This is a genomic window from Salinicola sp. LHM, from assembly GCF_034479735.1.
Lineage (GTDB): Bacteria > Pseudomonadota > Gammaproteobacteria > Pseudomonadales > Halomonadaceae > Salinicola > Salinicola salarius.
The window spans coordinates 1915314-1930398 of the sequence record NZ_CP140261.1 but is presented as its reverse complement, the minus strand read 5'-3'; the positions used below and the strand labels follow the sequence as shown (position 1 = coordinate 1930398).

At 61.8% G+C, this 15085-nt stretch carries 18 protein-coding genes; 3 read left to right on the top strand and 15 right to left on the bottom strand.

The annotated features are described in order from the left end of the window. Positions 1–12 precede the first annotated feature (12 nt). The 14 genes from moaC to rutA form a co-directional block, all read right to left on the bottom strand. The gene (gene moaC / locus R5R73_RS08935) at positions 13–834 is read right to left on the bottom strand and encodes a cyclic pyranopterin monophosphate synthase MoaC (protein ID WP_110633105.1); all 822 of its coding nucleotides are present in this window, start codon (positions 832–834) and stop codon (positions 13–15) included. Between the two features lie 131 nt (positions 835–965). Further along, positions 966–1544: a molybdopterin-guanine dinucleotide biosynthesis protein B gene (gene mobB, locus R5R73_RS08930; RefSeq protein WP_110633108.1), complete on the bottom strand. Its 579-nt coding sequence runs from the start codon at positions 1542–1544 to the stop codon at positions 966–968. Beyond that, entirely contained in the window at positions 1534–2154 is a 621-nt protein-coding gene (mobA, locus tag R5R73_RS08925) for a molybdenum cofactor guanylyltransferase MobA (RefSeq protein ID WP_244179856.1), read from the bottom strand. The genes mobB and mobA overlap by 11 nt, the downstream gene beginning before the upstream one ends. Then, positions 2151–2780: a uracil phosphoribosyltransferase gene (upp, locus tag R5R73_RS08920; RefSeq protein ID WP_071230152.1), complete on the bottom strand. Its 630-nt coding sequence runs from the start codon at positions 2778–2780 to the stop codon at positions 2151–2153. The genes mobA and upp overlap by 4 nt, the downstream gene beginning before the upstream one ends. 57 nt (positions 2781–2837) lie before the next feature. Then, entirely contained in the window at positions 2838–3527 is a 690-nt protein-coding gene (gene ung, locus R5R73_RS08915) for a uracil-DNA glycosylase (RefSeq protein WP_110633111.1), read from the bottom strand. An 18-nt stretch (positions 3528–3545) separates the two neighbouring features. Next, positions 3546–4034 carry a xanthine phosphoribosyltransferase gene (gene gpt, locus R5R73_RS08910; protein ID WP_110633114.1) on the bottom strand — a complete coding sequence of 163 codons (489 nt, stop codon included), beginning with the start codon at positions 4032–4034 and terminating at the stop codon, positions 3546–3548. Between the two features lie 67 nt (positions 4035–4101). Next, the gene (locus R5R73_RS08905; RefSeq protein WP_071230149.1) at positions 4102–4653 is read right to left on the bottom strand and encodes an adenine phosphoribosyltransferase; all 552 of its coding nucleotides are present in this window, start codon (positions 4651–4653) and stop codon (positions 4102–4104) included. Between the two features lie 133 nt (positions 4654–4786). Further along, positions 4787–5413 (bottom strand): riboflavin synthase subunit alpha, encoded by a 627-nt coding sequence (locus R5R73_RS08900; protein WP_110633117.1) that lies wholly within the window; start codon positions 5411–5413, stop codon positions 4787–4789. Between the two features lie 554 nt (positions 5414–5967). After that, a complete protein-coding gene (locus R5R73_RS08895) occupies positions 5968–7482 on the bottom strand; it encodes an NCS1 family nucleobase:cation symporter-1 (protein ID WP_110633120.1) in 1515 nt (504 codons plus the stop codon). Between the two features lie 69 nt (positions 7483–7551). Next, a complete protein-coding gene (locus R5R73_RS08890) occupies positions 7552–8061 on the bottom strand; it encodes a flavin reductase (protein WP_208625339.1) in 510 nt (169 codons plus the stop codon). A gap of 70 nt (positions 8062–8131) precedes the next feature. Next, positions 8132–8920: a pyrimidine utilization protein D gene (gene rutD, locus R5R73_RS08885; protein WP_071230145.1), complete on the bottom strand. Its 789-nt coding sequence runs from the start codon at positions 8918–8920 to the stop codon at positions 8132–8134. 36 nt (positions 8921–8956) lie between these two features. Then, positions 8957–9343 carry a pyrimidine utilization protein C gene (gene rutC / locus R5R73_RS08880; protein ID WP_071230144.1) on the bottom strand — a complete coding sequence of 129 codons (387 nt, stop codon included), beginning with the start codon at positions 9341–9343 and terminating at the stop codon, positions 8957–8959. 2 nt (positions 9344–9345) lie between these two features. Then, positions 9346–10131: a pyrimidine utilization protein B gene (rutB, locus tag R5R73_RS08875; protein WP_110633123.1), complete on the bottom strand. Its 786-nt coding sequence runs from the start codon at positions 10129–10131 to the stop codon at positions 9346–9348. Continuing rightward, positions 10128–11231: a pyrimidine utilization protein A gene (gene rutA, locus R5R73_RS08870; RefSeq protein ID WP_110633126.1), complete on the bottom strand. Its 1104-nt coding sequence runs from the start codon at positions 11229–11231 to the stop codon at positions 10128–10130. Before rutA ends, rutB begins: the two co-directional genes overlap by 4 nt. A 405-nt stretch (positions 11232–11636) precedes the next feature. On the opposite strand from rutA, the gene rutR reads away from it, so the two are divergent. Further along, positions 11637–12293: an HTH-type transcriptional regulator RutR gene (rutR, locus tag R5R73_RS08865; RefSeq protein ID WP_110633129.1), complete on the top strand. Its 657-nt coding sequence runs from the start codon at positions 11637–11639 to the stop codon at positions 12291–12293. A 102-nt stretch (positions 12294–12395) separates the two neighbouring features. On the opposite strand, the gene R5R73_RS08860 is transcribed toward rutR, so the two are convergent. Next, positions 12396–12986, bottom strand: a complete 591-nt coding sequence (locus tag R5R73_RS08860; protein ID WP_071230140.1) for a malonic semialdehyde reductase — start codon at positions 12984–12986, stop codon at positions 12396–12398. Between the two features lie 277 nt (positions 12987–13263). Between R5R73_RS08860 and R5R73_RS08855 the strand changes: the two genes are divergently transcribed. After that, complete coding sequence (locus tag R5R73_RS08855) at positions 13264–14307, top strand: methionine ABC transporter ATP-binding protein (protein WP_071230139.1); 1044 nt, start codon at positions 13264–13266, stop codon at positions 14305–14307. Beyond that, on the top strand, positions 14288–14941 hold the full coding sequence (locus R5R73_RS08850) for a methionine ABC transporter permease (protein ID WP_071230138.1): 654 nt from the start codon (positions 14288–14290) through the stop codon (positions 14939–14941). The genes R5R73_RS08855 and R5R73_RS08850 overlap by 20 nt, the downstream gene beginning before the upstream one ends. Positions 14942–15085: the final 144 nt, after the last annotated feature.

The window sequence follows — 15085 nt, the reverse complement described above, 5'->3', positions numbered from 1 at the left end:
ATTCCTTCTCGCTCAGCCGCCGGTAACCGGTGGAAAGAACGCGATCTCGTCACCCGGCGCAACCGCGGCTTCGTTCTGGCTCATGGCTTCGTTGCGCGCGCACAGGACACGCTGATTCAGCAACGCCTTGTACTTCGGATCCTGATTGATCAATGCCAGCTTGACGCCGGCAATATCACGGGAAGGAAGCCGGGCCCATTCCAGCACACACTCCGCAGTCTCGAAGCGCTCGCGCAGTTCCGCCAGAAACTGAATCTTCACTCCGCTCGTCGGCGATATCGCGGCCGATTTTTCCGCTTCCGCCGGCTTTTCCGCTTCCGCCGACGGATCACGACTTGTCGCCGCCGCCGGCTCGGGCATCGGCTCCCGCGACCAGTCTCCCGAACGTCCGCCGCGCTTTTCTTCCAGACGTACGCCATCGATGGTCATGCCCTTGTCGACTGCCTTGCACATATCATAGAGCGTCAGGCACGCCACCGAGACCGCCGTCAATGCTTCCATCTCGACGCCAGTGCGCCCATTGAGCCGACAGAATGCCTCGACATGGACGCAGCTCTCGGCCTCATCCAGCGTGAATTCGATGGTGACCTTCGACAGGGCCAAGGCGTGACAGAGCGGTATCAGTTCGTGGGTCCGCTTGGCCGCCTGGATGCCGGCGATTCTCGCCGTAGCCAGGACATCGCCCTTGGGCAACCCGCCTTCGGACAATAGCGCCAGCGTCGCTGCCTGCATATGAACGCTGCCACGGGCTCGGGCCTCCCGCCGCGTCTCCTGCTTGTCGGCGACATCGACCATGTGCGCTTCACCACGCGCGTTGAGATGCGTGAGCGTCATGCTGAATTCGCCTCGCTTTCCAGTCATTGGGTCAAACGTTGAGTGTAGTGTGGATGGCGTAACGACGCCTGTCATTCATCGGGCAAGATTCGGGGACATTCCATGGTTTCAGCCATTTGCACCGCTGCCATTCAGCGCTTTGTGATGCGCTGTCCCGCTGCCCAATCGACGATCCAGTCAAGAATGCCGTCGAGATCATCCAGATCCAGACGTGCCAGTCCCGCCGGCAACCGATCGAGAATCTCGGCAGGCATCTCTTCGGGCTTGCAGGCCAATGCCTGAACCCAGGGGTCGATACCGGCGGCCAGCGGCTGGCCGTGGTCACCGCGATACAGCTCCAGCTTGGGGATAGGCCAGGTCTTGAAGCCTTCGACCAGAATCAGTGCGGGTTTCAGGGCCGCAACCTGCGCTATCAACAGCGGCAGATCGGGTTCTTGCCGATCGGGCGTTTCCATCATCAGCGCAAAACGGCGGCCGGATGCCACCACCATCGGCGCGGCTCCCGCTTCGCGCAGGCGATGGCTGTCCTTGCCGGGCTTATCGACATCGAATTCATGGTGGGCATGCTTGATCACGGCAGTCGGCCAGCCTCGTTCGCGCAGGCGCGGCAGCAAGGCTTCCAGCAGTGTCGTCTTGCCGGTGCCGCTCCAGGCGGCGATACCCAGCAAGGGGATATCGCATTCGAGCGCTTCGGCGCGGCTATTCGTCATGGTTGCCCTGCGACGCGTTCACGTCGACTTCATGCCGTTCCGCCCAGGCATGCTGCTGCGGCGTGTTGAGATTGGACAACCGTGCGCGGTGGGCCGAAAAGTCGACCTGACACCAGCGATGCCGATCATACCAGGCGACGACCTTGCCGCCGCCCGCCGCCAGCCATGGCGACAGATCCTCTCGTAGCGAGCTGCGCACCAGCGCGATCAGAGGCTGCAGCCGCTCGCCATCATGAGCGACCGCGATATCCGCTTCACCGATCCCGTTCGCCAGGCGGCTCAGCATGTCGGCCGGTAGCCAGGGCATATCCACGGGCGCCAGCAGTACCCAGGGCGTGGAAACCGTCTGCAGGGCACCCAGCACGCCGGCCAAGGGCCCCGGATAGTCGGGCATCGGATCGGAAACCACGGGGTAGCCCAGATGCCGATAGCGATCCACGTGACGGTTGGCACTGATGACGACCTGACCGACCTGCGGCGAGAGGCGCTGTAACGCATGCTGAACCAGTGGAATGCCTCCGAGGCTCAGCCAGCCCTTGTCGACACCTCCCATGCGCTGCCCGCGCCCTCCCGCGAGCAGCACCCCCGTGACCTCGGCACGCTCGATCACCGCGTGCCGAAGATCTTGTCGCCGGCATCACCCAGCCCAGGGACGATATAGCCATTCTCGTCGAGACGCTCGTCGACGGAGGCGGTATAGATCTCGACATCGGGGTAGGCCTTCTGCACCCGCTCGATCCCCTCCGGGGCGGCGACCAGCACGATCACCTTGATCTGCTGACAGCCGCGTTGCTTGAGCATGTCCAGCGTCGCCACCATCGACCCACCGGTGGCCAGCATCGGGTCGATCACGATCGCCAGACGTTCGTCCAGGTCGCTCACGAACTTCTCGAAATAGGGAACCGGTTCCAGCGTCTCTTCGTTGCGATAGAGCCCCACGACGCTGATACGCGCGCTGGGAATGAGATCGGTCACGCCATCGAGCATCCCCAGTCCGGCACGCAGAATGGGGACGATGGTGACCTTCTTGCCCTTGATCTGTTCGACATCGATCGGAGAGCCATTCCAGCCTTCGATGGTCGCCGGCTCTATCTCCAGGTTCTGGGTCGCCTCGTAGGTCAGCAACTTCGCCACTTCGCAAGCCAGCTCACGGAAGCTCTTGGTGCTGATGTCGGCCGCCCGCATCAGTCCAAGCTTGTGTTTGACCAGCGGATGGGAGATGGGATGCACACTCATGATGGCGCCTTCGTCTAAATGGAGGAAACGCCGGTATTGTACGCGACGAGCCGGGGGTCAGGCGACGCTGACGGGCAATTGCCAGTCGACGGGCGTCGCGCCGCGCGCCTGGAGAAAGGCGTTGGCTTGCGAGAAGTGACGCGTGCCGAAGAACCCGCGATGCGCCGATAGCGGCGAAGGGTGCGGGGCATGCAGCACCAGATGCTTGCCGCGATCGACGAAGCTCGCCTTCTTCTGGGCGTAACTGCCCCAAAGCAGGAACACCACGCCGTTGCAGTGTTCGTTGATGACCTGAATGGCGCGATCCGTGAAGGTCTCCCAGCCGCGATTGCGATGGGAGCCGGCATTGCCCTGCTCCACCGTCAACACGCTGTTCAGCAGCATCACGCCCTGGCGAGCCCAGCTTTCGAGGAAGCCGTGATTGACCGGACTCGTGCCGACATCCGTTGCCAATTCCTTGTAGATGTTCTGCAGCGAGGGCGGCGTCGGCACGCCCGGGCGTACCGAAAAGCAGAGCCCATGAGCCTGGTTGGGTCCGTGGTAGGGATCCTGTCCCAGTATCACCACCTTGACCTGCTCCAGCGGCGTCAGCTCGAAAGCGCGAAACCAGTGGGACGAGTGAGGATAGATGACCTTGTGGGCCGCCTTTTCCTCGGCGAGAAAGGCGCGCAGCGCCTGCATGTAAGGCGCACCGAATTCCTCGCCGAGGTAGGCGCTCCAGCTATCGGGTAACGGGGATTGAGGCATCGACTCGCTCCGCATCGGTCAGGGTTTTGGCGAACGCACCTGGTCTACCAGCGGCTCGACGTAGGCATGCCCCAGATCCCAGGGGAACTGAATCCAGCAGTCCTGGGCCACCTCGGTCAGATACTGGTCGACCAGCGGTCGCCCTTCCGGCTTGGCGTAGACGGTAACGAAATGCGCCTTGGGCAGCATCTCGCGCACGGCCCGGGCGGTCTTGCCGGTGTCCACCAGGTCATCGACCAGAAGCCAGCCGTCGCCATCGTGGTCGACGCCTTTCATGACATCCAGCTGGCCCTGGGACTGTTCGTCGTAGCTCTTGATGCAGACGGTATCGATGAGACGGATGTTGAGTTCGCGGGCGATCAATGCCGCCGGAATCAAACCGCCGCGCGTGATCGCGACGATACCCTGGAAATCCCGCTCGACGAGCTGATGACAGAGCGCCCGGACATCGCGATGAATCTGATCCCAGGAAACGGTGAAATGGTGCTGATAACGATTGGCGGTCATGGCGGGTCCAACCTGTTGATCGGGCCACCATCGTAGCGATGGCGGCGGCGGGCCTTTTGTTTCGTTCCTACTCGTCTTCGGTAAAGCTGCAAACCGCGAAGACGCTATAGCCGGCCTCACGAATCTTGGCCGAGCCGCCCAGTTCCGGCAGATCGAGGATGGTTGCCGTCTCGACGACATGGCCACCGCTGCGCTGGATCAGCGACGCGGCTGCCAGCATGGTGCCGCCAGTGGCGATGATGTCGTCGATCAGTACGATACGGTCGCGCTCGCGGAACGCATCGGCATGGAGCTCGACCGTCGATTCGCCGTACTCCAGCGTGTAGGTCTCGCTGATGGTTCGAAACGGCAGCTTGCCCTTCTTGCGCACCGGCACGAAGCTGCAGCCCAGCTCGTAGGCCAGCGGCGCGCCGACGATGAACCCGCGCGCGTCGATCGCCGCGATGGCATCGACCTCGAGCTCCTGATAGCGATGCACGAAGCTGTCGATCAGCTTGCGAAACGCGGCACTGTTCTGAAGCAGCGGCGTGATGTCACGAAAATTGACGCCGGGCTGAGGCCAATCGGGCACTGTGCGGATGACCGACTTGATATAGTCGCCGTAGATACTGCTGCTCATCGAAGAAACTCCATTGACCGAACACGGCGCACCGAAGAACGATAAATCGCAAACGATTGATCCTGGCGCAAAGGCGTCTATGTTACCCAAGCCAACGCCACGGCGCGACCTGTCGCGACGACCGCTCTCATCGTCACGCCCCGCCAGCCGAATGATCGCGCGAAGCCAGCACGCGCTCCACCGTTTCGACGATGGCCTGGGTCTGCGGGTCGATCTCGATGTTGACCCGATCCCCTGGCAAGCGCTCACCGATCGTCGTCCTGGCCAGCGTTTCGGGAATCAGGTTGACGCAGAAACGCTCGGCCTCCACCGCACCGATCGTCAGGCTGATGCCATCGATGCCGATGTAGCCCTTGTCGAACACGAAGCGCGCCAGCGCCGCTGGCAGCTCGAACCACAACCGGCGATTGTTGGGCGCCTCGTCGATCTCCACCAGCCTGGCCATTCCCATGATATGGCCGGACATGGAATGACCGCCGATCTCGTCGCCGAAACGTGCCGCCCGTTCGAGATTGACCCGGTCTCCCGCGGCGAGATCGCCCAGGTTGGTCAGGCGCAGGGTTTCCCGCATCAGATCGAAACTGACATTGTCGCCATCGATGGATGTCACCGTCAGGCAGCAACCGTTGTGGGATATCGATGCGCCCAGCGTCAGACCTTCGCGCATCGCCGGCGCCATCGATACCACGTGTGTGCGCAACTGCTCACGTTCCTCGATCGCCACCACGGTCCCCACATCCTGCACGATCCCGGTAAACATGAACCTCTCCCTCGCCTGAAGCGGATGACGAGCCGCCGACGACAGACGCCCTCGACGACCCACAAGAGCGGGAATTCTAGCACGCCACCGCTGCCCGCCAGGAAATTGACGCCCTCGCCGACTGACTCTAAGATTGCCCGCAATTCATCGCGCCGATTTGTTCCCGATTGCAGGCGCGCCGGTCTCCGGGCAATCTCGCTAAAAGGGTGTGTCCAGCGTTGATGGCCACCCGAACGGGTGGCCTTTTTTCGTTTCGACCAGCCAGCACATTCAACTGGTCAGCCTATCTAGGGTCTGTTGACGTTTCATGCACGGCCGCGCCGGAGCCAGTTTTTGTGCGGGGCAAGGCGTGAGGAGCGTAGTTTGGTCATTCCAAATGAACGACGAATAACGCAGCACCGTGCAAAAACTGGCCCGGCCCTTCGGGTTGCGCGGCAAATGGCGCCATGCGGCGTTGCGGGATTGGAAAAGGGAACCACCCTTCTCTGCATCCCGCGCCTGGCCTGGCGCCATTTGGCGCAGCAACGCGGTTCGCGCTGAAACGTCAACAGACCCTAACCAACCGTGGCAGAGTCCGCCGTGTGAATGTCATAAGGCGCATCGCGTGAATGATCCAGCGTCTTGCCGGCGACGTAGTAGACCACTGCGCCCAGCAGCGAGCCGGTAAACCAGCCATAGTCGTAGAACCACTGCCACAGCCCCGTGGTCAACGACATCAGCGTCAACGCCACCGGTACGCCGAAGGCGATGAAGCCGGCCACGTTGATTGCCGGGTAGCGTCCGTCATCGCGGTAGAGCGCGGCCACGTCCAGACGCTGACGCTTGATCAGAAAGTAGTCCACCGCCATGATCCCGGCGATCGGCCCCAGCAGGCTCGAGTAGCCCAGCAGCCAGTTGGAATAGAGACTCTCAAGCGTCACGTCGGAGACGATCACCCCCGCCTTCTGCAGCAGGTCATATCCCATCAGCAAGGTACCGACCAATCCGGTCAACAGCACGCCGCCCGTGCGATTGATCAACTTGGGGGCGAGGTTCTGGAAATCATTGGTCGGCGAAACGATATTACCCGCCGTATTGGTCGAGATCGTGGCGATCACGATCAATACCATGGCGACCGATACCCAGACGGGGCTATCGATGTGACCAATCAACGTGACTGGATCGGAGACGGTCTCACCTACCAGCGAAGCCGACGCCGCCGTCATCACCACCCCCAACGCGGCGAAGAAGAACATGGTCAGCGGAAGCCCGATGATCTGCCCGACGATCTGATCTTTCTGGCTCCTGGCGAAGCGGCTGAAATCCGGAATGTTCAGCGACAGAGTTGCCCAGAATCCGACCATCGCCGTGAGTCCCGAGAGAAAGTAGGTCGTTACCGACGCACTTTCCGGGCGCGACGGCGGCTGCGTCATCAACTCGCTCAGCGAAACGTGCGGCAGCGCCCATACCATCAACCCAATGGCGACGAGCAACAGCAACGGCGCCGACAGCGTCTCGAGCCACTTGATCGACTCCGCACCGCGAATCACCACCCAGAGATTCATCGCCGCGAAAATGAAGAAGCCGAGAACTTGTCCCCAGCCGTCCAGCGATTGCCACGGTGGCATGATCGCGGATAGCAGCAGATGAATCGCCAGGCCGCCGAACATCGTCTGGATGCCGAACCAGCCGCAACCGACCAGCGCGCGGATCAGGCAAGGAACGTTCGAACCGCGAATGCCGAATGACGAGCGCAGCACGACCGGGAACGGAATGCCGTAGCGGGTCCCGGGAAAGGCGTTCAACGTCAGCGGAATCAACAGAATCACGTTGGCCAGCAGAATCGCGACCAAGGCCTCGCCCACACTCAGCCCGAAATAGGCGGTGAGCACCCCACCCAAGGTGTAGGTCGGCACGCAGATCGAAAGTCCGACCCAGAGCGCGGCGATGTTCCATTTCGACCAGGTTCGCTCGCTGGCTGTCGTCGGCGCGATGTCTTGGTTAAAACAGGCGCTGTCGCGGACGTCGTCGCCGAGCGCAAGTTCGACCTTGCCGTCACGCTCGACCATGCGGGATGTAGAGATTGTCATTGTTTTACCCCCCACTCTTGTTTATTACGATGCGAGAAAAGACTCCCGCAGCCCGTGGCGCGGCGGCTTTCAACCGTTGGCGACCAGCCTGGGAAGTTGGTGATAGCGGCGGTCGAAGTAGAGCAGACACTGGCTCTCGTCACAGGTCGCCATCGACACGATCTCGCAGAACATCACCTCATGCGTGCCGACCCGCACACGCTGACTGATCCGACATTCGAAATGCGCCAACGCATCCGCCAGCACCGGCGCGCCGGTCTCTCGCGTCGTCCACTCGGCGTGGGCGAAGCGTTCCGCCATCGGCGTCTTGCCGCCGAAGGCGTTGGAGACATCCTGATGATCGGCGCTCAGGACGTTGACGCAGAGCGTTGAATTGTCCGCGAAGGCGAGATAGGCCGAAGCATTGCGATTGATGCAGACCAGCAGCGTCGGCGGCTCGTCGGTCACGCTGCACACGGCAGACGCCGTGAAGCCGGCGCGCCCACCGGGGCCATCGGTGGTTACCACGTTGACCGCGGCAGCCAGATGCGACATTGCCTCGCGAAACTCCGATGGCGAAACCGTACTTGGTGCTTCCATGGCATATTCAGGTTTTCGTAACGACGTCATCATGGAACCTTCCTCCTGTCTCTCAACGGTGACGATCACATCATCGGAGTGGTGATCGGATTGTCAGGAATCGCTCTACCGAAGCGTTGAACGCCGCCGGAACGGTCACCGTCAGGCCGTGCCCGCCATAGTCGAACATTTCCAGCCGTGCGTTGGGCAATGCCTCGGCAAGGTGCCGGGATTGCGTGTACGGGACCAGCAGATCGTCCCGCGAGGCAATCACCAGCGTGGGCGTATCGATCTCTCCTAGCCGAGCATCGACATCGAAGGCCGACAGTGCGCCGATTCTGGCCAGCACGTTCTGCTTTTCCGGGAAATGTTCGAGGGCATGGGCTTCTTCGATCAGTAGCCTGTCGTGATTGGCGGACAGCCAGTCGGCGGGATACAGGAACAGCGGCTGCGCGTGCAGATACGCTTCGACGCCGCTGTCCTGGAGCAGCGCCAGGCGTACCCGAAAACAGCGCTCGCTCTGGACGTCGACACGGCTCCAGGCGTTGATCACGACCAATCGATCGAGCCGGGCCGGCGCCAGCAGCGCCATCTGCAGCCCGACCAGCCCGCCAAGGGCATGCCCCATGAAATCGACGCGCTCGATGTCCAATCGGTCGAGCAGGGCCAGCGCCTCCTGCGCCATGTCATCGATCGCGTAACCGATCGGTAGCTCGGCCGGGCTCTTGCCTGTGCCGAGGTGGTCATAGATCACCACCCGGTGTGTCGTCTCCAGCGAAGCCAGCTGCGGCTCCCAGAAACGACCGGCGCCACCCAATCCCGCGGAGAGCAGAATCGTCGGGGCGTCGGGATCCGTGCGTCCCAGTATTTCGTAGTGCATTGACGAGATCCTCCCGGCAAAGCGTCAATCAACGACTCAGTGAGGCAAATGCGCGATCGAGGCGATCTCGATCAGCGCATCCGGCTTCACCAGCCCGCACTGGATGCAGTAACGGGCAGGCTTCTCGCCGGGAAAGAATTCCGCATAGACGGCGTTGATCGCCGCGTAGTCTTCCCAGTTGCGCAGGAAGATCGAGTTGAAGGTGACGTCATTCATGCTGCCACCAGCGGTCTCGACCACGCTCTGGATGATTTCCAGCACGTGGCGGGTCTGGGCGGCAGCGTCACCGACGTGAACCACGTTATTTTCCTTGTCGAACGGCAGCGTGCCGGAAACGTAAAGGATATTGTCGGCCTGGCTACCCGGGACGAACGGGGCCAGAGGCGCACCGGAACCGGCGGGGATCACACTTGTCTTGGGCATGATCACTCTCCTGCTGCTGATGAAGTCATGGATGAAGCGTGTGGCTGCCGGGCGTCGGTTCGAGCCGCGCAGGCATCCTCGAAAGCCTCGACGCTCGACACCCAGCCAAAGAAGGTTTCGATATTGAAGATGGCGCTGCTCTGCGCCGACGGCGGACCGGCTTGATAGGTCGCGTCCTCCAGCACGGTGCCGAAATACTCCAGGAAGAAGCCATCACGCAGCGTCGACTCGACGCACACGTTGGTGGCAATACCGGTGAACAGCAGGTGGTGGATACCCCGCGAACGCAGGATGCTGTCCAGCGCCGTGTTGAAGAACCCGCTATAGCGCGGCTTCGGCAGCACGATATCGTCAGGCTGAGGCTTCAAATCGTCGACCAGTGCGTAGTCCCAGGTCCCCTTGGCCAGTAGTTGCCCATGCAGTTCGGGGCGCTGACGCATGGTTTTGAGCGCGTTGGATTTATGCCAATTGGGAGACCCCGGGCCGCCGGCCTCGACGTACTCGGCATCCCAGCCATTCTGGAAGAAGATCACCTGGATACCCGCCGCGCGCGCCAGCTTGATCGCCTTGGCAATTCGCTCGATGATGGGCCCGGTGGTGGTGACATCGAAACCGGCCAGATCGAGATAGCCGCCCAGGGTGGCGTAGGCGTTCTGCATGTCGACGACGATCAATGCCGTCTCGGAGCACGGCATCGCGATCGCTTCCGGCCGACCGGCCAGCACGATCTCGTCGTTGGCGGAGACATCATCACGGCGGACCACCGGCGTCTGCTTGAGCCCGCTCATTCTGCCACCTCCGCCGTCTCGGCTGGTGCGTCGACAACCTCGACCCGGGTCTTCATCAGAGGCTGCACGCGCTCGCCGAAGATATCCAGTCCTGCCAGAAAGTCATCGAACGTCAGCATCACGCCGCCGATGCCCTCGACGGTATCGATCTCGTCGAGCATCCGCGCGACGTTGGCGTAGGAGCCGACCAGAGTCCCCATGTTGAAGTTGACCGCCGATGTCGGGTCGGTCATCTGGCGCACATTGGTATCCTTGCCCGAGCTCTTGTCCTGGCTGCCCTGGTCGGCCATCCAGTCGAGCGCCTCCTGATCGGCGCCGGCCTTGTAGTGTTCCCAGCGCGCCATCGCGGCTTCGTCGGTCTCGTCGGCGACCACCATGAATAGCACGTAGCAAGCGATATCGCGTCCGGATTCCCTGCCCGCCGCGTTGAGACGCTCGGCGGTATCGGCAAACGCCGTCGGCGTATTCAGCCCCTTGCCGAAGCAGAAGCTGTAGTCGGCGTGCTTGGCGGTGAAGGCCATGCCGGCACTCGACTGGCCGGCGCAGACGATCTTGACGCCCTGTTCGGGGCGCGGACTCAGGCGACAGTCGTCCATCTGGAAAAAGTCGCCCTTCAGATCGCTGCGCCCCGTCTCCAGCAGATCCCGCAGCACTGTGGTGTACTCATCGAGGTAGGCGTAGCGCTTGGCAAAGTACTCGTCTCCCGGCCACATCCCCATCTGGCTGTATTCCGGTTTCTGCCAGCCGGTCACCAGATTGATGCCAAAACGCCCCGGCGCAATCGAGTCGATGGTCGCCGCCATGCGCGCGGTAATCGCCGGCGGCATCACCAACGTCGCCGCGGTAGCGTAGAGATTGATCTTCGAGGTCACGGCCGCCAGCCCTGCCATCAGAGTGAAGGACTCCAGCGCGTGCTCCCAGAACTCGGTCTTGCCGCCGAAGCCGCGCAACTTGATCATCGACAGCACGAACTCGAAGCCGTAGCTTTCGGCCTTCTGGGTCACAGCCTTGTTGAGTTCGAAGGTCGGCATGTACTGCGGCGCGTTTTCGGAAATCAGCCAGCCGTTGTTACCGATAGGGATAAAGACACCTAGTTGCATGAGTCACCTCGTCATTCGGCTCTCATTATCGAGATTTGCCGCCGGCCTCTGTCGGCCCCGACACCTGACAATCCCTTTACAACAGACGTGCCAACGCGTCGTACCGTATCCGTTTTCAATGACTTGGGACGCGACGCAACCAGACTGTCAGACCATTTGGTCCAACCAGAAAGAAAAGTCGCTCAGCAATGACGCAAGGAATGGCACGTTCGCGCAATTTCGGTGCGCAGCGAGGCTCGTCGCTGACCGAGTCGTTGACCGAGTCGTTGACCGAGGTCGATGGCGCCAGGCCCGAACCGACGTGGTAAAGTGCCAGCGAATGTTATCGACCTGTAATGGCCACGGCTCGATGCCTTTGGGTAGAGAATTGGCACGCCATTCAGGTCTTTACCAACCAGGATGTCCATGACGCCACTCACGCCTAGCGCCGCCGTCTCCCCTGGCCGCGCCGCTGCCAGTGAAGCCCGCAAGCAACGTATTCGAGATGCGGCGCTATCGCTGTTTTCCCAGTTCGGTCTGCGCGGGGCCAGCCTGGACGCCATCGCTAATCAGGCGGGCGTCTCCAAGACCAATCTGCTCTATTACTTTCCTTCCAAGGAAAAGCTCTACATCTCGGTCTTGCAGCAAATCCTGAATACCTGGCTGGAACCGATACGCGCCATCGATGCCGACCAGTCCCCGGAAGCGGCCATCAATCACTACATTCGTATCAAGGTCGAGCTGTCGAGGGATCATGTGCAGGCGTCGCGGCTCTTCTGCCTGGAGATGATCCAGGGCGCGCCACTGCTGAAGGAAGAACTACATAGTGATCTGCGCGCGCTGGTAGAGGAAAAATCGAAAGTCATCGAAGGCTGGATAGCGCACGGCAGCTTACTGCCGGTCGACCCGCATCATCTGATCTATCTGCTCTGGGGCACCACGCAGCATTACGCCGATTTTGCCGTACAGATCGAAGCGATCTCCGGCAAGACGCTGGCTGATCCCGAGTTCTTCGAAGCCACGGTCGACAATATTCAGCGCATCGTGCTGGGCGGCTTGCTGCCGCGGCCGAAGGAGTCCTGAAGCGGCTTCGGCGGCACTTTGGTGGCTGCGATAAAACCCGCCCGACGGAACTGACCGAGCGGGGGGTTCTACACGGCAAAGTCGATCGTTTGGTCCGTTGGCTCAAGCCAGTTGGCAAGCTTCTTCGAATGCCAGGCGCGGCAGACGCGGCTTGACGCCGGAAACGTCACCATAACCCAGATTGACCAGCAGGTTGGTCGTCCAATCGGTACCGGCGAAAAACGCTTCATCCAGTGCCTTGGCATCGAAGCCGGACATCGGCCCGGTATCCAGCCCCATTGCCCGCGCCGCCAGGATCAGATAGCCGGCCTGCATCGAACTGTTGCGTAGCGCCGTCTGCTCGGCGAAGGCTTCGCTCCCGGTGAACCAGCTGCGCGCATCGGTGTGCGGGAACAGCGTCGGCAACTGATCATAGAAGCGCTTGTCGTAGGCCACGATAACCGTGCAGGGAGCCGTCGCCGTCTTTTCGGCGTTACCGGAAGAGACGCACGGCAGCAATTTGTCCTTTCCCGCCGCCGAGCGAACGAAAACGAAGCGCGCCGGGCAGCAGTTGGCCGAGGTCGGTCCCATCTTGACCAGCTCGTAGAGCTTGCGCAGAGTCTCCTCGCTAATTTCCCGCGATTGCCAGGCATTATGGGTATGCGCTTCCAGAAAGAGCTGGTTCAGGGCCTGATCATCGAGTGACGGCAGCATCGACTTTCTCCTTGTTGTCTTTCAAAAGTGTCTTGAAACAGAGTCTTGAGCCTTTGAGGCAGAGAGTTGTCACTGAGAGCGAAAACTGTGTGGCGGCAAGCCGGCCGCCGTCGCTTACGGTATCTCGCGACCGATGCCGACGCCAGCGGTCGCTCTGGTCCGGCGAGATCCGTATACTAGCGCCCTCATCGAAGCGGGGCTGGCGCCGGCAGTCCCTATGGCGCGAGACACCCTACCCGCTCTCCCGATTCCCAGACAGACGCTTTCGACACGCCTAATGATCACTCTGGACAACGTCTCCAAAACCTACGGCAGCGGGCCCGGTGCCGTGCAGGCGCTGAAAGATATCGACCTGCAGGTGCCCAAAGGCACGATTCACGGCGTCATCGGCCTCTCCGGCGCTGGCAAGTCGACGCTCATTCGCTGCGTCAACCTGCTCGAGCGCCCGAGCGCCGGCCGGGTTCTCATCGATGGAGAGGATCTGACCGCGATGGATGCCGCCGCGCTGCGCCAGGCACGCCATCAATGCGGCATGATCTTTCAGCACTTCAATCTGCTGACCAACCGCACCGTCTACGACAATGTCGCCCTGCCGCTCGAACTGATGGGCCAGTCGCGCCAGACCATTCGCGAGCGCGTCCTTCCGCTGCTGGAGATGACCGGGCTCGCGGACAAGACGAAACAGTATCCGGCCCAGCTTTCCGGCGGGCAGAAGCAGCGCGTGGCGATCGCCCGCGCGCTGGCCAGCCGCCCCAAGGTGCTGCTGTGCGACGAAGCCACATCGGCACTCGACCCGCAGACGACCGCCTCGATCCTGACGCTGCTGCAGGAGATCAACCGGCAGCTGGGGCTGACCATCCTGCTGATCACCCACGAAATGGAGGTGGTGAAGACCATCTGCCATCGCGTGGGGCTGATTTCCGATGGCCGCCTAGTCGAAGACGCCGATGTCGGCGACTTCTTCACGGCGCCGGGTACGCAACTGGGACGGGAGTTTCTGAACGACTTCCTCAAGCTGGAAGCGCCCCAGGCGCTGATCGAGCGGCTCGAACCCGAGCCCAGCGAAACCACCCATCCCGTGGTGCGGCTGACCTTCTCCGGCGACAGCGTGTCCACTCCGCTGATCTCGCGCCTGGCCCGGGAACACGGCATTGATGTCAGCATCCTCCAGGCCAAGGTCGAATCCATTCAGGGGCGTACGCTCGGCCTGATGATCGCCGAACTGATGGGCAGTGCTTCGCAGACACGGCAGGCACTGACGACGCTCGAATCCTTTGATCTGCAAGTGGAGGTAATGGGTCATGTCCAGCGCACTGATTGATCTCGTCTGGCAGTCCACGCTGGAAACGCTCTACATGGTCGCCGTCGCCGGCATTCTGTCGGCGCTGGCAGGCGTCCCCCTCGGCGTGCTGCTGTATGTGACCCGGCCGCGCCAGATCCTCGCTCAGCCGGCCGTCAACACGATACTCGGCATCGTCACCAACGTCGGGCGCTCGGTGCCGTTCATCATCCTGCTGGTGGCGATCATTCCGTTCACCCGCATGATCGTCGGCAGTTCCATCGGAACCAATGCCGCCGCCGTGCCGCTGACGATCGCCGCGATTCCGTTCGTCGCCCGGCTGGTCGAAGGCGCGCTTAACGAAGTCTCTCCCGGCCTGGTCGAAGCCGCCCAGTCGATGGGCGCGACGCCGATGCAGATCATCATGAAGGTCCTGCTGCCGGAGGCGCGTGGCGGCATCATCAACGGCCTGACGATCACCATCGTCGCCCTGGTCAGCTACTCCGCCATGGCGGGCGCCGTGGGCGGTGGCGGGCTCGGCGACCTGGGCATCCGCTACGGCTACAACCGCTTCAACCCGACCGTGATGCTGATCACCGTGGTGGTGCTGGTCGTGATGGTGCAGTTGTTTCAGAGCCTGGGTGACTATCTGGTGCGCAAGAGCGATCACAAGTGAAGGGCTTGCGCAGAGCGGATTAGACTAATAACCAGAATGAATTACCGTGATCGCCGTTATTCCGTTATATTTCGGCGGTCATGAGGCGCCACAAGAGCGCCATCGTCGTTTCCGATTGCATTGCCACATCTTTCAGGGAGAATC